Annotated in this window: 6 protein-coding genes and 1 pseudogene; all 7 read right to left on the bottom strand. The window is 74.9% G+C overall.

Annotation, left to right across the window (positions count from 1 at the left end; genetic code table 11):
• Nucleotides 1-6 precede the first annotated feature (6 nt).
• Nucleotides 7-3,162, bottom strand: coding sequence for a type I polyketide synthase (locus ACFCY1_RS23620; protein WP_375875962.1), 3,156 nt, complete (start codon nucleotides 3,160-3,162; stop codon nucleotides 7-9).
• The gene (locus tag ACFCY1_RS23615; RefSeq protein ID WP_375875961.1) at nucleotides 3,159-4,322 is read right to left on the bottom strand and encodes an HAD-IIIC family phosphatase; all 1,164 of its coding nucleotides are present in this window, start codon (nucleotides 4,320-4,322) and stop codon (nucleotides 3,159-3,161) included. The genes ACFCY1_RS23620 and ACFCY1_RS23615 overlap by 4 nt, the downstream gene beginning before the upstream one ends.
• A 98-nt stretch (nucleotides 4,323-4,420) precedes the next feature.
• Nucleotides 4,421-5,575: an acyl-CoA dehydrogenase family protein gene (locus tag ACFCY1_RS23610; protein WP_117490452.1), complete on the bottom strand. Its 1,155-nt coding sequence runs from the start codon at nucleotides 5,573-5,575 to the stop codon at nucleotides 4,421-4,423.
• The gene (locus tag ACFCY1_RS23605; protein ID WP_049658118.1) at nucleotides 5,572-5,844 is read right to left on the bottom strand and encodes a methoxymalonate biosynthesis protein; all 273 of its coding nucleotides are present in this window, start codon (nucleotides 5,842-5,844) and stop codon (nucleotides 5,572-5,574) included. The genes ACFCY1_RS23610 and ACFCY1_RS23605 overlap by 4 nt, the downstream gene beginning before the upstream one ends.
• Before the next feature lie 66 nt (nucleotides 5,845-5,910).
• On the bottom strand, nucleotides 5,911-6,765 hold the full coding sequence (locus ACFCY1_RS23600; RefSeq protein WP_049658117.1) for a 3-hydroxyacyl-CoA dehydrogenase family protein: 855 nt from the start codon (nucleotides 6,763-6,765) through the stop codon (nucleotides 5,911-5,913).
• Complete coding sequence (locus tag ACFCY1_RS23595) at nucleotides 6,758-12,415, bottom strand: SDR family NAD(P)-dependent oxidoreductase (protein WP_375875960.1); 5,658 nt, start codon at nucleotides 12,413-12,415, stop codon at nucleotides 6,758-6,760. The genes ACFCY1_RS23600 and ACFCY1_RS23595 overlap by 8 nt, the downstream gene beginning before the upstream one ends.
• 46 nt (nucleotides 12,416-12,461) lie before the next feature.
• Nucleotides 12,462-26,159: pseudogene (locus tag ACFCY1_RS23590) on the bottom strand (type I polyketide synthase); the annotation flags it as partial.
• Between the last annotated feature and the right edge of the window lie 31 nt (nucleotides 26,160-26,190).

Raw genomic sequence — 26,190 nt, 5'->3', positions numbered from 1 at the left:
CTCCGTTCAGTGATCACGGTCGGGGCCGAGCTCGGCCTCGATGAGGGCGAGGAGTTCGTCGTCGGTGGTGTCGGACAGCGCGTCCGCGCCGGTCCCCCGGCCGGGCCCGGCAGCGGACCCGCCGCCGGTCCGGCCGACCAGCGACTCCAGCCGGGCCAACGCCCGTTCCCGGGCCGCCGGATCCTCGGCGGCGGCGAGCAGTGCTTCGAGGGCGTCGAGCGCGGCGGGCAGCGGATCGGGGTTCAGGGCGGTGTGCAGGTGGGACGCCAGGACGGCGGGTGACGGGTGGTCGTACACCAGGCCCGGCGGGAGCACGAGGCCGGTGGCGGACGCGAGGCGGTTGCGCAGCTCGACGGCCAGGACGGAACCGAGGCCCTGGGACTTGAAGGTGCGGGTCGGGTGCACGCCCCCGGCGCCGTCGTGGCCGAGGACGGCCGCGGCGTGGGCGCGGACCAGGTCCAGTACGGCGCGTTGGGTGCCCAGGGCCGCGGGGGCCGTGGTGGCCGGGGCCGGAGCGCCGGCGTCCGGGTCGGGACGTGCCGGGGCCTGCTGCCCGGCGGCCAGCCAGTGGCGGGTGCGCTGGAAGGCGTACGTCGGCAGGTCCACGGTGCGGCCGGCCGCCGGCAGCACCGTGTCCCAGTCGACGGGCACCCCCCGGACATGGGCCTCGGCCAGCGAGGCCAGCAGGCGGTCCGGGCCGCCGTCCTCGCGCCGCAGGGTGCCGACGGCCGCCTCGGCGGCGATGCCGCCGACCAGCAGCGGGTGCGGGGACACCTCGACGAAGGCGCCGTGGCCGGCGGCGGTGAGCACCCCGACGGCCCGGTCGAACTCGACGGTCTCGCGCAGGCTCGCGTACCAGTACTCCGGGCCCGCCTCGGGGCCGGCCAGCCACTCCCCGGTCAGCGCGGAGACCATCGGGACCAGGGCCGGGCCCGGCTCGATCCCCTTCAGGACGGCGAGCACCTCCTCGCGCAGCTCGTCCACGTGGGCGCTGTGCGAGGCGTAGTCGACGGGGATCAGCCGGGTGCGCACCGCCTCACCGTACGCGTCCGCCAACTCCCGCAGGGCGTCGGGCTCACCGGAGACCACCGTCGCCGAGGGGCCGTTGACGGCCGCGACCGAAAGCCGCTCCCCGAACGGCGCGATCCGCTCCCGGACGGCGTCCACCGCGTCGGCGACGGAGAGCATCCCGCCTCGCCCGGCCAGCGCCGTCAGCGCCCGGCTGCGCAGGGCCACCACCTGGGCGGCGTCGTCGAGGGAGAGGATTCCCGCGACGGCGGCCGCCGCGATCTCGCCCTGGGAGTGGCCCACCACCGCGTCGGGAGCGACACCGGCCGCCTGCCACACGGCGGCCAGCGAGACCATCACCGCCCAGAGCGCCGGCTGCACGACGTCGGCGGCCTCGAAACCGTGAAGGCCCGCCAGGACATCGTCCAACTGCCAGTCCACGTACGGCGCGAGGGCCTCGGCGCACTCCGCCAGCCGCGCCGCGAACACCGGCGAGGCCTCCGCCAGCTCACGGCCCATCCCCACCCACTGGCCGCCCTGGCCGGGGAAGACGAACACCGTCCGCCCGGGGCCCTCGGGGCCGACCGCGCCGGTGACGACGGCGGCGGAGGGACGGCCGGCCGCGAGGTCCGCCAGGGCGTCCAGCGGCCGCGGGCCGAGCAGGACGGCGCGGTGGTCGAGCGCCGCCCGCGTCGTGGCGAGGGACCGGGCGACCTCCCCGGCCGACGCCTCCGGCCGGGCCGCCAGGTGCTCCCGCAACCGCTCGGCCTGCGCGGCCAGTGCGGCGGGCGTCCGGGCGGAGAGCAGCCAGACGGGGTCGGCGCCCTCCGTCACGGGCGCCACGGGCGCGGCGGTTATGGCGGGGGCCGGTTCGGCGGGGGCGGCCTCCAGGACGACATGGGCGTTGGTGCCGCCGATGCCGAAGCCCGACACTCCCGCGCGGGGCGGGTGCGCGGTCTCCGGCCACGGGGTCGGCTCCGTCAGCAGCCGCACCGCGCCGTCCCCCCAGTCGACGGCCGGCGTGGGCTCGGTGATGTGCAGCGACTCGGGGAGCGTGCGGTGCCGCAGGGCGAGGACCGTCTTGATGATGCCCGCGACGCCCGCCGCCGCGAGGGTGTGGCCGAGGTTGGACTTCACCGAGCCGACCAGCAGCGGGCGTCCGTGCGCCCGGTCCGCGCCGTAGGCGGCGAGCAGGGCCCCCGCCTCGACGCGGTCGCCCAGCCGGGTGCCGGTGCCGTGCGCCTCGACGGCGTCGATCTCCGCGGGGGCCAGCTCCGCGTCGGCGAGCGCGGCGTGGATGACCGCGCGCTGGGCCTCGCCGTTCGGGGCCGTCAGGCTGTGGCTGGCGCCGTCGGAGTTGACGGCCGAGCCGCGGATCACCGCCAGCACCCGGTGGCCCAGGCGCCGCGCCCGCTCCAGCCGTTCCAGCACGAGCACGCCGGCCCCCTCGGACCAGGCCACGCCGTCCGCGTCCGCGGAGAAGGGCTTGCAGCGGGCGTCCGGGGCCAGACCGCCCAGCGCGCTGAACGCGACGTGGTAGCCGGGCGTCGTCATCACCGTCACCCCGCCCGCCAGCGCCAGTTCGCACTCACCGCCGCGCAGCCCCTCGACGGCGAGGTGCAGCGCCACCAGCGAGCTGGAGGCCGAGGTGTCGACGGTGAGGACGGGGCCGTTGAGGCCGAGGGTGTGGGCCAGCCGCCCGCTGATGACGCTCGGGGCGGTGCCGGTGAACAGCACGCCGGCGAGGTCGGCGGGCGCCTCGTGCAGCGCGGGCCCGTACGGCCGGGCCTCGGCACCGAGGAACACCCCGGTGCGGGAGCCCCGCAGGGTGGTCGGGTCGATGCGGGCGTGCTCCAGGGCCTCCCAGCCCACCTCCAGGGCGAGCCGCTGCTGCGGGTCCATGGCGTCGGCCTCGCGCGGGGAGAGGTCGAAGAAGGCGGCGTCGAAGCGGGTCGCGCCGTCGAGGAACCCGCCGCGGTCGGTGGCGCAGCGCCCGTCGCGGCGCAGCGCGTCGAGGTCCCAGCCGCGGTCGGTGGGGAAGGGGCCCGCGACGGTGCGGCGGTCGACGAGGGCCTGCCACAGGTCCTCGGGCGAGTCGATGCCGCCGGGGTAGCGGCAGGCCATGCCGATGACGGCCAGGGGCTCGGCGGTCATGCGCCGGCTCCGCCCGTGGAACCCGCGGACCCCGTGGAGGCCACGGGGCCGAGGGCGGGGGCGTCGACGCGCACGGTGGTGGGGGCCGGGCGGCGGTCCGCCACCAGGTGCCGGAACTCGATGCCCGCACGCCCGGAGCCGGCCGCCCCAGCCCCGGCGTCGGCATCGGCGTCGACATCGGCAGAGCGCAGTTCGGCGAGGCAGTCGCACGCCGCGTCGGTGAACCCGGCGAACCGGTAGGCGATCTCCATCATCCGGTTGCGGTCGGTGCGGCGGAAGTCGGCGGCCAGGTGGACCCCGGCCGCCGCCGCCTCGCCGATCAGCCAGTCCAGCAGGACGGCGCCCGCGCCGAAGGACACCACCCGGCAGGAGGTGGCCAGCAGCTTCAGGTGCCAGACCCGCTCGTGGTAGCCGACGAGCAGCACGCCGACGGCGCCGTGCGGGCCGAAGCGGTCGGTGAGGGAGACGGTGAGGACCTCGTGCTCCGGATCGGCGATCAGGGCCCGCAGGTCGGCGTCGGAGTAGTAGACGCCGGTGGCGTTCATCTGGCTGGTGCGGAGGGTGAGTTCCTCGACCCGGGAGAGGTCGGCGTCGTCGGCCCGCTTGATCTCCATGACCAGGTCCAGCGAGCGGAGGAAGGCCTCGTCGGGGCCGGTGAACTCCTCGCGCTCGGCGGTCCGGCGGAAGCCCGCCTGGTACATGCTGCGGCGGCGGGCGGCGTCGACGGTGACGACGGCCGGGCTGAACTCGGGGAGGCCGGTCAGCTCCGCGGCCAGCGCCGCGTCGAAGCAGCGGACCTCGGGGTGGTGGTGGGCGACCTCGGCGCGCTCGGCCGGCTGGTCGTCGATGAAGGCGACCGTCTTCAGGGCGAAGTTCAGCCCGTCCGCGATCTCCTTGACCGACCGGGACTTGGGATGCCAGCCGATCTGCGGCAGGACGAAGTACTCGGCGACGCCGAGGGCCTCCAGCTGCTGCCAGGCGTGGTCGTGGTCGTTCTTGCTGGCCACGGCCTGGAGGATGCCCCGGGCGTCGAGTTCGACGATGGTGCGGCGGATCTCCTCGGGCAGCACCACCTCGTGGTCCTCCAGGAGGGTGCCCCGCCACAGGGTGTTGTCCAGGTCCCAGACCAGGCACTTGACGAGGGTGGGTGCGTCGGACACGGGGCGCTCCTTCGATTTCCGTTCGTTGCCGTGTTCGTGGTGCGTGTGGTGCGTGTCGTGCTGATGGTGCGTCGTGCCCGTGCGGGGCGGCGGGCGGCTCAGAGCCGGTCGAGGGCGTGCCGGGCGAGGATCAACTGCGAGATCTCGGTGCTGCCTTCGATCAGTTCCATCGCCTTGGCGTCCCGGTAGGCCCGGGCCACCACGTGGCCGTCGGTGAAGCCCCGCGAGGCGAGCACCTGGACGGCCGTCGCGGCGCCGCGGGTCGCGTGGGTGGCGGCGACCTGCTTGGCCAGCACCGCCGTCACCGCCGCGTCCGGGGCGGTGCGGTCCCACTGCTCGGCGGCGTGCCGGCAGACCTGGGTGGCGATCCGCTCCGAGGTGTAGAGCTCGGCGATGTGCCGGGCCACCAGCTGGTGCTCGCCGATCGGGCCGCCGCCCTGCTCGCGGGTGCGGGCGTCCCCGACGGCGGCCGTGAGGCAGGCGCGCAGGATGCCGACGCAGCCCCAGGCCACCGACATCCGGCCGTAGGACAGGCCGACCGTGAACAGCAGCGCGAGCGGCTGGCGCCCGCCACCGAGCACGGCGTCGGCCGGGATCCGGACGTCGTCGAGCACGATGCGGCAGTGCGTGGCGGCGCGGCAGCCGAGCGGGGCCGCGACGGGCTCGATGCGGACGCCGGGGGCGTCCGTCGGCACCATCGCGGCGGCGCCGTCCGGACCGTCGCCGTAGCGGCCGACGACCATGACGAGGTCGGCGTAGGCGGCCCCGGTGATCCACATCTTCTCGCCGGAGACGATCAGGTCGCCGCTGCCGTCCTCGGCCGGACGGATGCGGGTGGTCATGCCGCTGAGGTCGGAGCCCGCGCCCGGCTCGCTGAAGCCCACGCAGGCGAGCCGGCCGCTCGTCAGCTGCCCGAGGTAGCGCCGGCGCTGCTCGCGGTCGCCGAAGCGGCGGACGACCGCCGCGGCGATCCCCTGGACCGTCATCACGCTGCGCAGCGAGCTGCACAGGGCGCCGACGTGGGCGGTGAGTTCGCCGTTCTCCTGGCCGGTGCGGCCGGGCCCGCCGAAGCGGGCCGGCACCTCGGCGCACAGCACGCCCATCGCGCCGAGCTCGCGCAGCAGCTCGACGGGGATCCGGCCGGCCGCGTCCCAGGCGGCCGGCCCGTCGCCGACCAGGGCGTCGATCGCGGCGGTGTCGAAGCCCGTCCCGCCCGTACCCGTGGCGGCCGTACCCGTGGCCCCGCCGCTCATGCGTCCCCGGTCTCGCGCAGGCGCAGCACCATGGCCGCCATGGCGCGGATGCTGCGGAAGTTGTCCCGGTTCAGCTCGGCGCCGACGATCTCGATGTCGTACTCGTCCTCCAGGAACACCACCAGTTCCATGGCGAACATCGAGGAGATCGCGCCGGTGGCGAAGAGGTCCTGCTCGACCTCGGGTTCGGCGCCGGTGTGTCCGACGAGGAAGGCGCTCAGCGCCTGCTCGACGGCGGTCGTCCCGGCAGCGGCGTTCGCGGTGGTCATGTGTCCGTACCTTTCGTTGTTCGGTGCTGGCCGTTCGGGGCCGGCCGTTTCGGGGAGGGCCGGTGCTCAGCCGTACGTGTAGAAGCCCCGGCCGGACTTGCGGCCGTGGTGCCCGTCGCGGACCTTCCGGAGCATCAGCTCGCAGGGGTCGCACTCGGGGTCGCCGGTGCGCTCGTGCAGGACCCGCAGGGAGTCGACGAGGTTGTCGATGCCGATCAGGTCGGCGGTGCGCAGCGGTCCGGTGGTGTGGCCGAGGCAGCCTTCCAGCAGCCCGTCCACCGTCTCGGCGGAGGCGACGCCCTCCTGGACGAGCATCGCCGCCCGGTTGATCAGCGGGTGCAGCAGCCGGTTGACGACGAAGCCCGGTGCGTCGTTGACCACCAGCGCCGTACGGCCGAGCGCGGTCAGCAGCGAGGTGACGGCGGTCATCGTGGCGTCGCCGGTGGCCCGGCCGCGGATCACCTCGACCATGGTGATCAGGTAGGCGGGGTTCATGAAGTGCACGCCGACGAGTTCGTCGCCGCGCGCCACCCAGCCCGCCATCTCGTCGATGGGGATGCACGAGGTGTTGGAGATCAGCAGGGTGCCGGGGGCGACCAGCCCGGAGACCTCGGTCAGCACCTCGCGCTTGACCTCGGCGACCTCCACGACGGCCTCGACGACGGCGGTCGCGTCGGCGATGTCGGCCGGCGCGGTGGTGGTGGCCAGCGTGCCGTGGGCGCGGCCCGCGGGGAGGGCCTCCAGCAGCTGGGCGTGCTTCAGCTTGCGGCGGATCGCCGTCCGGGCCGTGGCCAGGGTCGGCTCGTCGACGTCGACGAGGGTGACGTCCACGCCGTGGCCGAGGGCGAGGGCGGCGATGTTGGTGCCCATGACGCCGCCGCCGATGACGGCGAGGCGGTGCTGTTCGTGACGGTCAGTCATCGTGTCCCTCCCGGGTGGTGGTGAAGTGCTCGTCGAGCCAGGAGTCGACGGCCCGCGCGGTGGTCCCGGCGTGGGCGCCGATCATGGTGAAGTGGTCGCCCGGAACGGTCACCGGGGTGAGGTCGCCGGAGAGGTCCCACGGGAGGCGGACGGCGCCGTCCCCGCCCTCGGGGCCGCCCGGCTCGCCGCCGTGGCGGAGCAGCAGGGTCGGCAGGTCCGCGGTGTACGGGACGTGGCCGCGCCAGTCCTGGACGTAGTAGTGGGCGAGCGCGGTCAGCCAGTCGTCCCCGCCGATGCCGCCCGCGTCGACGCCCCCGGGGTTGCCCAGGAGCACGGCGGCCGGCAGGGTGCCGATGATCTCGTCGGGGGCACCGGCCGACTGCGGGGCGAAGCTGTCCAGCAGCACCAGCGCGGCGGGGCCCCGGCCCAGTTCGGCGAGGCGGGCGGCGAGGGCCTGCGCGACCAGCCCGCCGGAGGAGTAGCCGACGAGGACGAACGGGCCGGCCTCCGGGGCGGTCTCCGGGGCGGCGAGCACCGTCCGGACGCACAGGTCGAGCAGCGCGTCCGGGTCGGCGGCCAGCGGCTCCCCCGCCGTGTAGCCGGGGATCACCGCGGAGAGGACGTGCCGGGGGCGGCACAGGCCCTGCACCACCCGGACGAACTCCTGGGCGTCGCCCGCGCCGAACGACGGCAGGCAGACGAGCGTCGGCCCGACCGTGTCCGCGGACCGGCGGGTGAGCGGGACCAGGGGCGGGACGCCCGCCAGCTCGTCCGCACCGGCGAAGCGGGGCCGGAACCGGGCCAGCCCGGCGACCATCCGTACGGCGTCGGCCCCCTGGCCGAGGCTGTTCGCCCGCAGGTACAGGGCGGCCAGCGTCTCGGCGGCCGGTGTCCCGGCGGCTCCGGCCTGCCCCACGCCGTCCGTGGATTCCGGCGCGGCGGCCAGCGCGAAGCGGGGCGCGGCCCGCTCCGGTCCGCCGTCCTGGCGCACCGGTCCGTCGGCGAGCCGCTCCCGCAGGTACGCGGCCGTCAGGGCGGGGGTGGGGTGGTCGAAGACCAGCGGACCGCTCAGCCGCAGACCGGTGGCCCCGGCGAGTCGCTTGCGCAGCTCCAGCGCGCTCAGCGAGGTGAACCCCTGCTCCAGGAACGTGGCGTCCGGGTCGACGGCCGCCGCGTCCGGGTGGCCGAGCGCGGCGGCGGCGTGCTCCCGGACCAGCTCCAGCAGGACCGCCTCCCGCTCCCGCGCCGACCGCGCCCCGCCGAGCCGGGCGGACAGCCGGACGGCGGCGGACGACCGCCGCGCACCGGCGCCGTCGTCGCCCGCGAACCCGTCCCCGTCCTCGTCCCCCTGCTCCAGGACCCGGAGGGCGTCGGGAAGCGCGGACAGCAGCGGACTCGGCCGGTGCAGCGTGTACAGCGGCACGAACCGCGCCCAGTCGACGTCGGCGACGACGAGCAGCGTCTCGTCGTCGTCCAGCGCCTGGGCGAGGCCCTCGATGCCGCGCTCGGGAGCCATCGTCCGCAGCCCGTAGGCGCTCAGCTGCTCACCCGCCTCCCCCGCGCCCATGCCGCCGCCGCCCCACAGGCCCCAGGCCACCGAGGTGGCCGCCAGTCCGGCCGCGCGCCGCCGCTCGGCCAGGGCGTCCAGCGCCGCGTTGGCGGCGCCGTACCCGGCCAGCAGCCCGCTGCCCCAGGTGGCGGCGCCGGAGGAGAACAGCACGAAGGCGTCCAGCTCCAGTCCGCGCTCGACCGACAGCTCGTGCAGGTGCAGGGCGCCGCCGACCTTCACCTCGGAGACCTCCTGCAGCCCGGCGTCGGTCAGCGCGGCGACCGGCGCCCCGTGGCCGGTGCCCGCCGAGTGCACCACCGCCGACAGCGCGGGGCCGGTGGCGGCGACGCGGTCCAGCAGCGCGCCGACCGCGGGCCGCTCGGCGACGTCACAGGCGACCACCTCGACGGCGCTGCCGAGGGCCGCCAGTCCGGCCGCCAGCTCGGGCACCCCGGGCGCGGCCGGGCCGGAGCGGCCGGCCAGCACCACGCGCGGGGTGCCGCGCTCGGCCAGCAGCCGCGCCGTCCGGCCGCCGATCAGGCCGGTACCGCCGGTGACCAGCGCCGTCCCGGCGGTCCGCCACGGCTCGGCGGCTCCAGCTTCCGGGCGCGGGGCGCGCACCAGGCGGCGCGCGAACGCCCCCGTGCCGCGCAACGCGACCTGGTCCTCGCCCTCCGGTCCCGCGGCGAGCAGCCCGGCCAGGCGGTCCCCGACCGAGGCGTCGGACCCGGCCGACGCGTCCGACCCGGCCGGGAGGTCGACCAGGCCGCCCCACTGCTTGGCCTGCTCCAGCCCCGCCGTCTGCCCCCACGCCCACACCTGGGCCTGCGCCAGACTGGGCACCTCGCCCGGCAGCGCCGCCACCGCGCCACGGGTCAGCACCCACAGCGGCACCACCGACCCCGCGTCGAGCAGCGCCTGCAGCAGCGCGCTGGAGGCCGCCAGACCGGCGGGCACCCGGGGCCGACCGGGCAGCGGCGTCTCGTCCAGCGCCAGCAGGGACACCACACCGGCGAACTCGCCGACGCCGCGCAGGACATCGCCGAGGGTCCCGCGATCGGCGGCGCCGGTCTCCAGCACCCGGACCTCGACGCCGCCGGCCCGCAGCGCGCCGGCCACCTCGGCGGCCGTCCCGGCCCCGGCCGGGCCGGCGACCACGAGCCACGTGCCGGACGGCACCGAGGCCGCCGGTGCCGAGCCCGACAGCGCCGAGCCCGCCGGTGCCGCACCCGACGGCCCGTCGAGGGGCTGCCACTCGACGCGGTACCGCCAGCCGGCCACCGCGTCCCGGGCCGCCGGCTCCGGGAACACCGGCCAGTAGCGGCGGTACTGGAAGGCGTAGGTCGGCAGGTCGACGGTGCCGCTCCCGGTCCCGGCGGGCAGCAGGGCGGTCCAGTCCACGGGCAGGCCGCGGACGTACGCCTGGGCCAGCGAGAGCAGGAGGCGCCCGGCGCCGCCGTCGTCGCGGCGCAGGGTGTCGGCCACGACCGGGCCGTACGACTCCAGGCTGTCCGCGATGGCCGGGGCCAGCACCGGGTGCGGGGACACCTCGACGAAGGCGCCGTGGCCGGTTCCGGCGAGGGTGTGCACGGCCCGGTCGAACTCGACGGTCTCGCGCAGGCTGGCGTACCAGTAGTCCGGCACCAGTTCCGGCCCGGAGACCGTGGCGCCGGTGCTGGAGGAGACCATCGGAATCCGCGCCTCGCGGGGGGCGATGCCCTGGAGGGCCGCGAGGATCTCCTCGCGCAGCTCGTCCACGTGCGCGCTGTGCGAGGCGTAGTCGACCGGAATCATCCGGGCACGCGGCGAATCCCCGCAGGAGTCCGCCAGTTCACGCAGCGCGTCGGCGTCACCGGAAACCACCGTCGCCGACGGACCGTTCACCGCCGCGACGGAAAGGCGGGAACCGTACGGAGCGATCCGCGCCCGCACACCCGCCACCGGCTCGGCGATCGACAGCATCCCGCCACGACCCGCCAGCGCCTTCAGGGTCCGGCTGCGCAGAGCGACCACCTTCGCCGCGTCCTCCAGCGAGAGGATCCCGGCCACCGCCGCCGCCGCGATCTCACCCTGGGAGTGGCCCACCACGGCGTCGGGAACGACACCGGCCGCCTCCCACACCGCCGCCAGCGAGACCATCACCGCCCACAGCGCCGGCTGCACCACATCGGCGGCCTCGAAACCGTGCCGACCGGCCAGCACCTCGTCCAACTGCCAGTCCACATACGGCGCCAGAGCCTCGGCACACTCGGCCAGCCGCGCCGCGAACACCGGCGAAACCTCCGCCAGCTCACGCCCCATACCGACCCACTGACTGCCCTGCCCCGGGAAGACGAACACCGTCCGCCCCACCCCGGCCGACGGCACCTCGCCCATCAGCACCCCGGCCCCGGGCCGGTCCGCGGCCACGGCCTCCAGTTTCGCCGCCAGCTCGGCACGGTCGGTGCCCAGCACCACCGCGCGCCGCTTGAACGCCGTCCGCGTGGTGGCGAGCGACCGGGCCACCTCCGGCAGCGGCAGCTCGGGTCGGGCCAGGAGGTGGTCCCGCAGCCGCCGCGCCTGGTCCGCCAAGGCCTCCTCGGACCGTCCGGAGACGGTGACCGGGAGCACGGCGGGCTCCGCGACCAGCACCGGCGGCGCGGCGGGCGCCGACACCGCGGCCGGCTCCGGCGTCCCGTCCGGCTCCGGCGCGGCCGGCCCTCCGGCGGGCGCCTCCTCCAGGATCACGTGCGCGTTGGTGCCGCTGATCCCGAACGCCGAGACGCCCGCCCGACGCGGCTGTTCGCCCGCCGGCCACGCCACGCGCTCCTGGAGCAGGCTCACGTGCCCCGCCGACCAGTCGACGTGCGGGGTCGGCTCCGCCGCGTGCAGCGTCGCCGGCAGCTCCTCGTGCCGCAGCGCCAGCACCATCTTGATCACACCGGCGATGCCGGCCGCCTGCTGGGCGTGCCCGATGTTCGACTTCACCGACCCCAGCCAGAGCGGCCGTTCGGCCGGATGCCCCTGCCCGTACGTCGCCAGCACCGCCTGCGCCTCGATCGGGTCGCCCAGCGTGGTGCCGGTGCCGTGCGCCTCGACGACGTCCACGTCCCCCGTCGCCAGCCGGGCGTTGGCCAGCGCCGCGCGGATCACCCGCTGCTGAGCGGGGCCGTTGGGCGCGGACAGGCCGTTGGAGGCGCCGTCCTGGTTGACGGCGCTCCCCCGGACCACGGCCAGCACCCGGTGCCCGTTGCGCCGGGCGTCCGACAGCCGCTCCAGCACCACCACACCCGCACCCTCGGCGAGGCCCATGCCGTCCGCGCCCGCCCCGAAGGCCTTGCAACGGCCGTCCCGGGCAAGGGCGTTCTGCTGCGAGAAGCCCACGAACTCGCCCGGGCTGACGATCACGGTCACCCCGCCGGCCAGCGCCAGCGTGCACTCCCCCGCCCGCAGCGACTGCACGGCGAGGTGCAGCGCGACCAGCGAGGAGGAGCAGGCGGTGTCCACCGACACCGCCGGCCCCGTCAGGCCCAGCGTGTACGACACCCGGCCGGACAGCACGCTCATCGCCGTACCGGTGATCAGGTGCGCCTCCGAGCCCGAGAGGTCGCCGCCGGCGGTCGCGTACCCGGAGGGCGCGGCGCCCGCGAACACGCCGGTGGCCGACTCGCGCAGGCTCGCCGGGTCGATCCCGGCCCGCTCGACCGCCTCCCAGGCCGTCTCCAGCAGCAGCCGCTGCTGCGGGTCCATCGCCAGGGCCTCGCGCGGACTGATCCCGAAGAACCCGCCGTCGAAGTCCGCGGCCCCGGAGACGAACCCGGCCTGGACGGTGCTGCTCGTGCCGTCCGCGCCCGGGGCGGCGTCGAAGAGCGCGCCGAGGTCCCAGCCCCGGTCGGTGGGGAACCCGCCGACCGCGTCCCCGCCCGCCACCAGGAGGTCCCACAGGTCCTCGGGGGTGCGCACGCCGCCCGGGTAGCGGCAGGCCATCCCGACGATCGCGATCGGCTCCCGCTCCCGCTCGGTCGCCTCGCGCAGCCGGGCCCGCGTGGTGCGGAGCTTGGCGGTGGTCTGCTTGAGGAAATCGAGCAGTTTCTCTTCGTTCTGCATGGTGCTGTCGCTCACATTCGACCTCGTTCGGGAGGAGTTGGCGCCGACGGTCCCGGCATGGTCAGTCGAAGTCCGGGTCGTCGAGCTCGTCCTCCAGGAGGGCGAACAGCTCGTCGGCGGTGGCCTCCTGCAGAGCGCGCTCGTCGGCCTCGCCCGTCCCGTCCGCCCCGGTCTCGCGGACGGCGCGGAAACGCTGGGTCAGCGCCTCCAGGCGGGCGACGATCTCCGCGCGGGTCTCGTCGTCCGACGGGGTGAGCCCGGCGGCCAGCCGCTCGAACTCGTCCAGCACGGCCGTGTGGCCGACCAGTTCCCTCCCGGTCAGCTCGGTGATCAGGAAGTCCGCCACCGCCTCCGGGGTCGGGTGGTCGAAGACCAGCGTCGACGGCACCCGCACCCCGCACGCGCTGTTCAGCCGGTTGCGGAGCTCGACGGCGGTCAGCGAGTCGAAGCCCAGCTCGCGGAACGCCCGGCTCGCCATGATCTCGTCCGCCGAGTCGTGGCCGAGGACCGCGGCGGCGTGCGTCCGCACCAGCTCCACGACGGTCCGGCGCCGCTCGGCGGCCGACAGGCCCGCCAGCCGGGCGGCGAACTCGTTGCGCTGGTCGTCCTCCGGACGGCCGGAGGAGGTGTCCTCCTGCGCCTCCGGAATGGTGTCCAGCAGCGGGCGCGGGCGGGCGGCCGTGAAGACCGGCGCGAACTTCTCCCACTCGACGTCCGCCAGGGCGATGAACGTCTCGTCGTCGGCCAGGATCTCGCCGAGCGCCGTCAACGCCCGGTCGGTGTCCAGGAAGTTCATGCCCTGCCGCAGCAGCCGGTGCGGGGTCACCCGGCCGGGCGCCTGGTCCATCGCCGCGTCGACCGCGTTCCAGTCGCGGGTGTTCCAGACACCCCAGGCGATCGACGTCCCGGGCAGGCCCCGGCCGCGACGGTCCTCGGCGAGGCCGTCCAGGAAGGAGTTGCCCGCCGCGTAGGCGCCGTGGTCGTTGCTGCCCCAGGTCGCCGAGATCGACGAGAACATCACGAACTCGTCGATGCCCAGGTGCGCCGTCGCCTCGTCCAGGTGGACGGCGCCGGCCGCCTTCGCGCCCAGTGCCGCCGCCAGACCCTCCCGGCTGGTGTCCTCGAGTCGGGCCAGGTACGGCGTGTTCGCCGAGTGCAGGACGGTGGACAGGCCGGGGCCGGAGTCCTCGATCCACGCGACCATGGCCGTGACCTGCGCACGCTCCGTCAGGTCGCACGACACGACCTCGACGGCGGTGCCCGCAGCCGCGACGGTGGCGGCCAGCGCCGCCACCCCGGGCGCCGCCGGACCCGAACGGGAGGTCAGAACGACCCTCGGCGTGCCGTGCTCGGCAAGCCACGGGCCGACACAGACACCGATCGAGCCCGTACCGCCGGTCAGCAGGACCGTCCCCTTCGGGCTCCAGGCCCCGGCCTTGGGCCGGTGCTCCTCGGCGCGCACCAGGCGGCGCAGGAACACACCCGACGGCCGCACCGCGACCTGGTCCTCCCGGCCGTGGGCGAGCACGCCGGCCAGCCGGGCGGCCGCCTCGACGTCCACCACCGGCGGCAGGTCGACCAGACCGCCCCAGCGGTCCGCGTGCTCCAGGCCCACGGCCCGGCCCAGACCCCAGACCTGCGTCTGGATCGGACTGGTCGTCACCTCGCCGGCGGCCACCTGCACCGCGCCGCGGGTCAGCACCCAGAGGGGAGCGGCGATCCCGGCCCGGCCCAGCTTCTGCACCAGGTCGAGGGTGTCGGCGCTGCCGCGCGGGACCCACCCGAACTCGGCGTCCGGCGTCTCGTCCAGGGCCAGGAGGGACACCACGCCCTGGATATCCGCACCGGCACCGGCGATGGCCGCGTCGAGGCCCGCCAGCGTCGTCCGCACGACCTCGGCGCCACGACCCGCCAGCCCGTCGGCCACCGCACCGGCGTCCGGCGCGTCCCCGACCAGCAGCCAGGGCCCAGACAGGACCGCCGAGCCGCTGATGGCGGACGGCTGCCAGGTGATGCGGTAGCGCCAGTCGTCCACCGACAGCTTCGTACGCTCCACCGCCGGGGCCTCGGGCCAGTAGCGGCGCCGCTGAAAGGCGTAGGTCGGCAGCGCGACGGTCGTCCCGTCGCCGAGCACCGCCGCCCAGTCGACGGGGGCGCCCTGGACATAGGCCTCGGCGAGCGAGGTCAGCAGGCGCTGAGCGCCGCCCTCGTCGCGCCGCAGGGTGCCTGCGACCACCGGAGAGCGGTCCTCCAGGCTGTCGCCGATCGCCGACGTCAGCACCGGGTGCGGCGAGACCTCCAGGAACACACCGTGGCCCGCGTCGCCGAGGATCCGCACGGCGCGGTCGAACTCCACGGTCTCGCGCAGGGACGCGTACCAGTAGTCGGGGTCCAGCTCCGGGCCCGAGAGCCAGGCGCCGGACAGCGCGGACACCATGGGGATCCGGGCCTCACTCGGCGTGATGCCCTGGAGAACCGAGAGGATCTCCTCGCGCAGCTCGTCCACGTGCGCGCTGTGCGACGCATAGTCGACCGGGATCATCCGGGCGCGCGGGGACTCCCCGCAGGAGTCGGCGAGTTCGCGCAGCGCGTCCGCGTCACCGGAGACGACCGTCGCCGACGGGCCGTTCACCGCCGCGACCGACAGGCGGGAGCCGTACGGAGCGATCCGCGCGCGCACGCCGTCCACGGGCTCGGCGATCGACAGCATCCCGCCACGACCAGCAAGGGCCTTCAGGGTCTTGCTCCGCAGAGCCACCACCTTGGCGGCGTCATCGAGGGACAGGATCCCCGCGACGGCGGCCGCCGCGATCTCACCCTGCGAGTGACCAACCACCGCGTCCGGAGCAACACCCGCCGCCTCCCACACAGCAGCCAGCGACACCATCACCGCCCACAGCGCCGGCTGCACCACATCAGCGGCCTCAAAGCCGTGAAGGCCAGCCAGCACATCGTCCAACTGCCAATCCAAGTACGGCGCGAGAGCCTCGGCGCACTCCGCCAGCTTGGCCGCGAAGACCGGCGACGACTCGGCCAACTCGCGCCCCATCCCGACCCACTGGCTCCCCTGGCCGGGGAAGACGAACACCGTCCGCCCCACCCCGCCAGGAGCCACCGAACCGGTCACCACACCGGACGCGGGCTGCTTCGTCGCCACCGCCGCGAGACGCTCAGCGAGCTCGCCCCGCTCGCCGCCGAGCACGACGGCCCGGTGCTCCAGCGCCGCACGCGTCGTCGCGAGCGACCACGCGACGTCGCCGACCGGCAACTCCGGCCGCGCCAGCACGTGTTCACGCAGCCGACCCGCCTGACCCGCGAGCGCCGCAGCGCTCTGGCCGGAGACCGGCCAGGCCGACGTCCCACCGGCGAGCACCGGAAGCACCTCGGCTTCCAGCTCCTCGGCTTCGGCGTCGGGCGCCTCCTCCAGGATGAGGTGGACGTTGGTGCCGCTCACACCGAAGGCCGACACCCCCGCACGGCGCGGCCGCTCGCCCGCCGGCCACCGCACCGCGTCCTGGAGCAGACGGACGTTGCCCGTCTCCCAGTCCACGTGGGTCGACGGCTGGTCCGCGTGCAGGGTCTTCGGCAGCATGCCGTTTCGCAGCGCCATCACCATCTTGATCACGCCGGTGACGCCGGCGGCGCACTGGGTGTGGCCGATGTTGGACTTCACCGAGCCCAGCCACAACGGCCGGTCCTCGTAACGCTCCTGGCCGTACGTCGCCAGCAGTGCGCCCGCCTCGATCGGGTCACCGAGCGAGGTGCCGGTGCCGTGGGCCTCCACCGCGTCGACGTCGGAGGGCGACAGCTGGGCGTTGGCCAGCGCCGCGCGGATCACCCGCCGCTGCGAGGGGCCGTTGGGCGCCGCCAGACCGTTGGACGCGCCGTCCTGGTTCGCCGCGCTCCCGCGGATCACCGCCAGCACCTGGTGGCCGTTGCGCCGGGCGTCCGACAGGCGCTCCAGCAGCACCATGCCCGCACCCTCGCCCCAGCCGATGCCGTCGGCCTCGTCCGAGAACGCCTTCGACCGGCCGCTGGAGGCCATGCCGCCCTGCTGGGCGAACTCCATGAACGCGCCGGGCGAGACCATCACCGCGACACCGCCGGCCAGCGCCATCGAGCACTCGCCCGACCGCAGGGCGAGCATCGCCTGGTGCATCGCCACCAGGGAGGACGAGCAGGCCGTGTCCACCGTGATGGCGGGGCCGGTCAGGCCCAGGCAGTACGAGATCCGGCCCGAGGCCACGGCGGACACCGTGCCGATCAGCCGGTAGCCGTCCAGGCTCCGGTCGTCGGCCGGCAGGCTCGCGTCGTAACCGGCGTGGCTCGCACCGACGAAGACGCCGGTCGCCGAGCCGTGCAGCGACTTCGGGTCGATCCCCGCGCGCTCGATCGCCTCCCAGGACGTCTCCAGCAGCAGCCGCTGCTGCGGGTCCATCGCCAGCGCCTCACGCGGGCTGATCCCGAAGAACCCCGCGTCGAAGTCGGCCACGTCGTAGATGAATCCGCCCTGTCGGCGGTACGCCTGCCGCTGGCCGAAGCCCTCCTCGACGGCCTCCCAGCCTCGGTCGGTCGGGAATTCGCTGATCGTGTCGGTCCCCGCGACGAGCAGGTCCCAGAACTGGTCGGGCCCCGTCACACCGCCCGGGTACCGGCAGCCCATGCCGACGATCGCGATCGGCTCGCCGATCGCCGCGGCCACGACCTGGACCGCGCCGTCGGCCTGGGCCGTCTGGCCGCCGGTGCCGACGAGTTCGCCCCGCAGGTAGTCCGCGAGGGCGGTGGCGTTCGGGTGGTCGAAGACCATCGTGGAGGCCAGCTTGACACCGACCTCCTTGGAGAGGCGGTTCCGCAGCTCGACGGCTCCGACGGAGTCGAAGCCCAGCTCCTTGAACGCGCGTTGCGGCAGCACGTCGTCCGCCGACTCGTAGCCGAGGACCGCGGCCGCGTGGCCCCGGACCAGGTCGGTCAGGACCTGGCGCTGCTCAGCGACCGGCATTCCGGCCAACCGGCCCGCCCACTCGCTGACTTCCTCGGTCGTGGTGGTGCCGGCCTCGGCGGCCAGCACCTCCCGAACCTCGGGCAGATCCGCCAGCAGACGGCTCGGCCGGTGCAGGGTGTAGGTCGGCACGAACTGCGGCCAGTCGAAGCCGGCCACCACCATCGCACCCTCGCCCGCGTCCAGGACCTGGCCCAACGCCAGCATGCCCCGACGCCCGTCGATGCCCTCCATACCGAACTCGCGCAACCGGTCGCCCCCCGAGCCGGCCGCCATGCCGACGCCGACCCACAGGCCCCACGCGACCGAAGAAGCCACCAGACCACGGGAACGACGATCCTCCACCAACGCGTCCAGGTGCGCGTTCGCCGCCGCATAGCCAGCCAGAGCGCCGCTGCCCCACACGCCCGCGCCCGACGAGAACAGCACGAACGCGTCGAGATCCCGACCCGCCGTCAACTCGTCCAGCACCGTGGCGCCGCCGACCTTCGCCGACAGCAGCCGCGACAGCTCGGCCACCGACAGCTGCTCCACCGGTGTCCGCCCGCCCGTTCCGGCCGAGTGAACCACCGACGACAGCGCCGGACCCGTCGCGTCGATACGGTCCAGTATCTCCGCCACGGAGGCGCGGTCGGCGATGTCACACGACACCACCTCGACTGCCGCACCGCGAGCCGCGACCGAGGCCGCCAGCTCCGCCACACCGGCGGCACCCGGGCCCGAACGGGACGTCAGCACGACCTGCGCCGCGCCACGATCCGCCACCCACTGGGCGGTGATCGCACCCACGCCGCTCGTACCGCCCGTCACCAGGACCGAGCCACGCGGCGACCACGCCTCGCGGACGGCCGGACGGCCTGCGCGCACCAACCGCCGCGCCACCACCCCGCCCGCACGCACCGCGACCTGGTCCTCATCCCCGACCAGGACGGACGCCAGCCGCGCACCCGTACGCGCGTCCACCGTTGTCGGCAGGTCGATCAGGCCGCCCCAGCGGCCCGCCAACTCCAGTGCCGCGACAGCGCCCAGACCCCACAGCTGCGCCTGGACCGGCCGCACCGCATCACCCGCGACCGCCCGCACCGCGCCCTGCGTGACCACCCACAGCGGGGCGGACACACCGAGACGGCCAAGCTCCTGAACCAGCGCGAGCGTGTCAGCGCCACCACGCGACACCCACGGACCCGCCTCCTCCTGCGACTCGTCCAGCGCCAGCAGCGACACCACACCCCGCAGATCGGAGCACGCGGCCACCGCAGCGGCGACGCCGTCCGGAGCCGAGCGGACCACGGTTGCCCCGTGGTGCTCCAGCGACTCCGCGACGGCAGCGGCATCCGGGGACTCCCCCACCAGCAGCCACGTCCCGGCCAGGACCCCGTTGGACTCGCTCACCGGCGCCCACGACACCCGGTACCGCCAATCGGCAACCGCCGAGCCGGCCCGCTCACGGCGCCGCCAATCGGTCAGCGCACCCAGCGCGGCATCCGCCGGGTCCACCCCGAGCAGATCGGCGAGCGCGGTGACATCACCACTCTCCACGGCGGTCCAGAAGCCCGCCTCCGCACCGGTGGCCTCGCCCGCTTCGGAACGGCGGCCGTCCAAGGCGGGCCAGTAGTGGCGGTGCTGGAACGCGTAGGTCGGCAGCGCGACGGTCGTACCGCCGGCCGTCACCGCCGCCCAGTCGACGGGGGCGCCCTGGACATAGGCCTCGGCGAGCGAGGTCAACAGGCGCTGCGCGCCGCCCTCGTCGCGGCGCAGGGTGCCGACCACGACCGGGGAGCGCTCCTCCAGAGCGTCGCCGATCGCCGGCGTCAGCACCGGGTGCGGCGACACCTCCAGGAACACACCGTAGCCCGCGTCGGCGAGGATCCGCACGGCACGGTCGAACTCGACGGTCTCGCGCAGGGACGCGTACCAGTACGCCGGGTCCAGCTCGGGGCCCGACAGCCACGCGCCGGTCAGCGCCGACACCATCGGGATACGAGCCTCGGTCGGCGCGATGCCCTGAAGAACAGCGAGGATCTCCTCGCGCAGATCGTCCACGTGGGCACTGTGGGACGCGTAGTCGACCGGGATCATCCGAGCACGCGGCGAATCCCCACAGGAGTCCGCCAGTTCACGCAGCGCGTCGGCGTCACCGGAGACGACCGTCGCCGACGGGCCGTTCACCGCCGCGACCGACAGGCGAGAGCCGTACGGAGCGATCCGCGCCCGGACACCCTCCACCGGCTCCGCGATCGACAGCATCCCACCACGACCCGCCAGCGCCTTCAGAGTCTTGCTCCGCAGAACGACGACCTTCGCCGCGTCCTCCAGCGACAGGATCCCGGCGACCGCAGCGGCAGCGATCTCACCCTGCGAGTGACCCACCACCGCATCGGGAGCGACACCCGCCGCCTCCCACACCGCAGCCAGCGACACCATCACCGCCCACAACGCCGGCTGCACCACATCAGCAGCCTCAAAGCCGTGCCGGCCCGCCAGCACATCGTCCAACTGCCACTCCACATAAGGCGCCAGAGCCGCAGCACACTCAGCCAGCCGCGCCGCGAACACCGGCGACGAAGCGGCCAACTCGCGACCCATGCCGACCCACTGGCTCCCCTGGCCGGGGAAGACGAACACCGTCCGCCCCACACCAGCGGCCGCCACCGACCCGGTCACCACACCCGCCGCCGGCTGCCCCGTGGCCACCGCCGCGAGACCCGCCGCAAGCTCGCCCCGCTCGCCGCCCAGCACGACCGCACGCTGCTCGAACACCGAACGCGTCGTGGCCAGCGACCACGCGACGTCACCCACCGGCAGCTCCGGCCGCGCCAGCACGTACTCGCGCAGCCGACCCGCCTGGCCCGCCAGCGCGGTCGCGCCACGACCGGAGACCGGCCAGGCCACACCCGCCGCCCCGGTGAGTACCGGGTTCTCCTGGCCCGCCGGCTCAACCGCCGCCTCGACGGCCGCCGGGGCCTCCTCCACGATCAGGTGGACGTTGGTGCCGCTGATCCCGAAGGCGGACACACCCGCCCGACGCGGCCGCTCGCCCGCCGACCACTGCACCGCGTCCTGGAGCAGCCGGACGTTGCCCGTCTCCCAATCGACGTGCGAGGACGGCTCATCGGCGTGCAGGGTCTTCGGCAGCACCCCGGCCCGCAACGCCAGCACCATCTTGATCACACCGGCCACACCGGCGGCCTGCTGGGCGTGCCCGATGTTCGACTTCACCGACCCCAGCCACAACGGCCGGTCCTCGAACCGCTCCTGGCCGTACGTCGCCAGCAGCGCACCCGCCTCGATCGGGTCACCCAGCTCCGTGCCCGTCCCGTGCGCCTCGACCACGTCGACATCCGCGGCCGACAGCTGCGCACTCGCCAACGCCGCCCGGATGACCCGCCGTTGGGCCGGGCCGTTGGGGGCGGACAGGCCGTTGGAGGCGCCGTCCTGGTTGACGGCGCTCCCCCGGAGCACGCCGAGCACCCGGTGCCCGTTGCGGCGGGCGTCCGAGAGGCGCTCCAGCACGAGCATGCCCGCGCCCTCGCCGATGCCCATGCCGTCGGCGCCCTCGCCGAAGGCCTTGCAGCGGCCGTCGGAGGCGAGCGCCCGCAGGCGTGAGAAGCCGACGAACTCGGCCGGGTCGGCGATCACCGTCACACCGCCCGCCAGCGCCATCGAGCACTCGCCCGACCGCAGGGCCTGGCCCGCCTGGTGCAGCGCGACCAGGGACGACGAGCATGCCGTGTCGACGGTCACCGCGGGCCCGTTCAGGCCCAGCGTGTACGACACCCGGCCGGAGAGCACGCTCAGCGCGTTGCCGGTGATCAGGTGCGCCTCGGCGCCCGGGACGGTGGCACCCGTCGCGATGTAGCCCGACGACGCCGCGCCGATGAACACGCCGGTCGCGGAGCCGTGCAGCGACTTCGGGTCGATACCGGCCCGCTCGACCGCCTCCCAGGAGGTCTCCAGCAGCAGCCGCTGCTGCGGGTCCATGGCCATCGCCTCGCGCGGGCTGATCCCGAAGAACCCGGCGTCGAACTCCGCTGCCCCGCTGAGGAATCCGCCCTCCACGACGTAGGTCGAGCCCTCGGCGTCGGGGTCGGGGTCGAACAGCGCCTCGATGTCCCAGCCGCGGTCGGCCGGGAACGCGCCGATCGCGTCCCCGCCCGCGACCAGGAGGTCCCACAGCTCCTCGGGCGTCCGGACACCGCCCGGGTAACGGCAGGCCATGCCGACGATCGCGATCGGGTCGGTCGACACCGCCACCGCCACCGCCGCCGTCACGGCCTGGCCCTCGTCCGCGTCCGTGCCGAAGAGCGCGGCCAGGATCTCGTCGGCCAGCGCCGAGGCGCTCGGGTGGTCGAAGATCACCGTGGACGGCAGCCGCAGGCCGCACGCGGTGTTCAGGCGGTTGCGGAGCTCGACGGCGGTCAGCGAGTCGAAGCCCAGCTCCCGGAACGCCCGGCTCGCCACGATCTCGTCCACCGACTCGTGGCCCAGCACCGCGGCCGCGTGCGTCCGCACCAGTTCGGTGACCGTCCGGCGCCGCTCGGCCGCCGACAGGCCGGCCAGCTGGAGCTCGAAGTCACCGCGCCCGTCCTCGTCACGACGGACCGTCGTGTCCTCCTGGGCCTCCGGAATGGTGTCCAGCAGCGGGCGAGGCCGCGCGGCCGTGAAGACCGGCGCGAACTTCTCCCACTCGACGTCCGCGAGGGCGATGAAGGTCTCGTCGTCGGCCAGGATCTCGCCGAGCGCGGTCAGCGCCCGCTGGGTGTCGAGGAAGTTCATGCCCTGCCGCAGCAGGCGGTGCGGGGTGACGCGGCCGGGAGCCTGGTCCATCGCCGCGTCGACGGCGTCCCAGTCGCGGGTGTTCCACACGCCCCACGCGATCGAGGTCCCGGGCAGGCCGCGGGCGCGACGGTCCTCGGCGAGGCCGTCCAGGAAGGAGTTCCCGGCCGCGTAGGCGGCGTGGTCGTTGCTGCCCCACGTGGCGGAGATCGACGAGAACATCACGAACTCGTCGATGCCCAGGTCCGCCGTCGCCTCGTCCAGGTGGACGGCGCCGGCCGCCTTCGCGCCGACCGCGACGGCCAGCTCCTCCCGGCTGGTGTCCTCCACCCGGGCCAGGATCGGCGCGTTGGCGGAGTGCAGGACGGTGGAGAGGCCGGGGCCGGTGTCCTCGATCCACGCCACCATCGCCGTGACCTGCGCACGCTCCGTCAGGTCGCAGCTGACGACCTCGACGGCCGAACCGCCGGTCGCCACGGCGGCGGCCAGCGCCGCCACGCCGTGCGCCGACGGGCCGGACCGGGAGGTCAGAACAACCCTCGGCGCGCCGTGCTCGGCAAGCCAGGGGCCGATGCAGACGCCGATCGAGCCGGTGCCGCCGGTCAGCAGGACGGTGCCGCGCGGCGACCAGTCCTCCGACTCGACGCGCCGGGCCTCCGCCCGTACCAGCCGGCGCAGGAAGACACCCGACGGCCGCACCGCGACCTGGTCCTCACTGCCGTCCGCGAGGACGCCGACCAGACGAGCGGCCGCATCGGCGTCCAGCACCGGCGGCAGGTCGAGCAGGCCGCCCCAGCGGTCCGCGTGCTCCAGGCCGACCGTGCGGCCGAGACCCCAGACCTGGGTCTGCACCGGGCTGGTCGTCACCTCGTCGGCGGCGACCTGCACCGCGCCACGGGTCAGCACCCAGAGCGGAGCGGTGGTCCCGGCCCGGCCCAACCTCTGGACCAGGTCGAGGGTGTCGGCACTGCCCCGGGACAGCCACGCGAACTCGGCGTCCGGCGACTCGTCGAGCGCCAGGAGCGACACCACACCGCGCACGTCCCCGCCCGCTCCTGCGATGGCCTCGTCGAGGCCCGCGAGCGTCGTCCGCACCGCCTCGGCGCCACGCGCCGTCAGCGCCTCGGCGATCGTGGCCGCGTCGGGGGCGTCGCCGACGACCAGCCAGGTGCCGGACAGGTCCGCCGGGCCGCTCGCGGCGGCCGGCTGCCAGGTGATGCGGTAGCGCCAGTCGTCCACCGACAGCTTCGTACGCTCGACCGCTGGGGCCTCGGGCCAGTAGCGGCGCCGCTGGAACGCGTAGGTCGGCAGCTCGACCGCCGTGCCGCCGCCGAGCACCGCCGCCCAGTCGACAGGGGCGCCTCCCGTGTACGCCTCGGCGAGCGAGGTCAGCAGGCGCTGCGCGCCGCCCTCGTCGCGGCGCAGGGTGCCTGCGACGACCGGGGAGCGGTCCTCCAGGCTGTCGGCGATCGCCGGGGTCAGCACCGGGTGCGGCGAGACCTCCAGGAACACGCCGTGGCCCGCGTCGCCGAGAATCCGCACGGCACGGTCGAACTCCACCGTCTCGCGGAGCGACGCGTACCAGTAGGCGGGGTCCAGTTCGGGGCCCGCGAGCCATGCACCGGTCAGCGCGGAGATCATCGGGACCTGCGCCTCACGAGGCCGGATCCCGTCGAGGACGGTCAGGATCTCCTCGCGCAGCTCGTCCACGTGGGCGCTGTGCGAGGCGTAGTCCACCGGGATCATCCGGGCGCGCGGCGAATCCCCGCATGCCTCGGCGAGTTCACGCAGCGCGTCGGCGTCACCGGAGACGACCGTCGCCGACGGGCCGTTCACGGCCGCGACGGAAAGGCGGGTGCCGTACGGGGCGATCCGGGCGCGGACACCGTCCACCGGCTCCGCGATCGACAGCATCCCGCCACGACCGGCCAGCACCTTCAGGGTCTTGCTCCGCAGAGCCACCACCTTGGCGGCGTCATCGAGGGACAGGATCCCCGCGACGGCCGCAGCGGCGATCTCACCCTGCGAGTGACCCAGCACCGCGTCCGGAGCGACACCAGCCGCCTGCCATACCGCAGCGAGCGACACCATCACGGCCCACAGCGCCGGCTGCACGACGTCAGCGGCCTCGAAACCGTGGCGCCCCGCCAGGACGTCGTCCAACTGCCAGTCCACGTACGGAGCGAGAGCCTCGGCACACTCGGCCAGCCGCGCCGCGAACACCGGCGAGGCCTCCGCCAGCTCGCGCCCCATCCCGACCCACTGGCTGCCCTGACCGGGGAAGACGAACACCGTCCGCCCCACCCCGGCAGCAGCCACCGACCCCGTGACCACACCCGCCGCCGGCTGCCCGGTGGCGACAGCCGTCAGCCCCGCCGCCAGCTCATCCCGGTCCGCGCCGAGCACGACGGCCCGGTGCTCCAGTGCCGCACGCGTCGTCGCGAGCGACCACGCCACATCGCGGACCGACAACTCCGGCCGCTCCGCCACGTGTTCACGCAGCCGACCCGCCTGACCGGCCAGCGCCGCCACGCTGCGACCGGAGACCGGCCAGGCCACACCCGCCGCTCCGGTGAGTACCGGGTTTTCCTGGCCCGCCGGCTCAGCCGCCGCCTCGACGGCCGCCGGGGCCTCCTCCACGATCAGGTGGACGTTCGTCCCGCTCACACCGAACGCCGACACACCCGCACGACGCGGCCGCTCACCCGCCGGCCACGCCACCGACTCGCTCAGCAACCGCACGTTCCCGGACGTCCAGTCCACGTGCGAGGATGGCTCCTCGGCGAACAGCGTCTTCGGCAGCACCTCGTGCCGCAGCGCCATCACCATCTTGATCACACCCGCCACACCGGCGGCGCACTGCGAGTGCCCGATGTTGGACTTCACCGAGCCCAGCCACAACGGCCGGTCCTCGAACCGCTCCTGGCCGTACGTGGCCAGCAGCGCGCCGGCCTCGATCGGGTCACCGAGCGTCGTACCCGTTCCGTGGGCCTCCACCGCGTCCACGTCGGAGGGCGACAGCTGCGCGTTGGCCAGCGCCGCGCGGATCACCCGCCGCTGCGAGGGGCCGTTGGGCGCCGCCAGACCGTTGGACGCGCCGTCCTGGTTCGCCGCGCTGCCACGGATCACGGCCAGCACCTGGTGGCCGTTGCGCCGGGCGTCCGACAGGCGCTCCAGCAGCACCATGCCCGCACCCTCGCCCCAGCCGATCCCGTCGGCCTCCTCCGAGAACGCCTTCGACCGGCCACTGGACGCCATACCGCCCTGACGCCCGAACTCCATGAACGCACCCGGCGACACCATCACCGCGACACCGCCGGCCAGCGCCATCGAGCACTCGCCCGACCGCAGCGCCAGGATCGCCTGGTGCATCGCCACCAGCGACGACGAGCACGCCGTGTCCACCGTCACCGCCGGACCGGTCAGACCCAGGCAGTACGAGATCCGGCCCGACGCCACGGACGACACCGTACCGATCAGCCGGTAGCCGTCCAGGCTGGCGTCCTCGACGGGCAGGCTGGCCTCGTAACCGGCGTGGCTCGCACCGACGAAGACGCCGGTCGCCGAGCCGTGCAGCGACCGCGGGTCGATCCCCGCGCGCTCGATCGCCTCCCACGAGGTCTCCAGCAGCAGCCGCTGCTGCGGGTCCATCGCCAGCGCCTCACGCGGACTGATCCCGAAGAACCCCGCGTCGAAGTCGGCCACGTCGTAGACGAATCCGCCCTGCCGGCGGTATCCGCCCTGGTTGTCGAACGCCTCCCAGCCGCGGTCGGACGGGAACCCGCCCACCGCGTCGACGCCGTCGGCCACCAGGTTCCAGAACTCCTCGGGACCGACCGCCCCGCCCGGGTACCGGCACCCCATGCCCACGATCGCGATCGGCTCGCGGGCGCCGGACTCCAGCTCCTTGACCCGCTCACGGGTTTCGAAGTGCTCGGCGGCCAGCTTCCTCAAAGCGTCGAGCAGCTGCTTCTCATCGGCCATCGTGGGTCCTCCTCGACGTCGTCTTGATCTG

The organism is Kitasatospora sp. NPDC056273 (assembly GCF_042268845.1).
Lineage (GTDB): Bacteria > Actinomycetota > Actinomycetes > Streptomycetales > Streptomycetaceae > Kitasatospora.
Note: the sequence above shows the minus strand (reverse complement) of the source record. Positions and strands in the feature narration are given on the sequence as shown.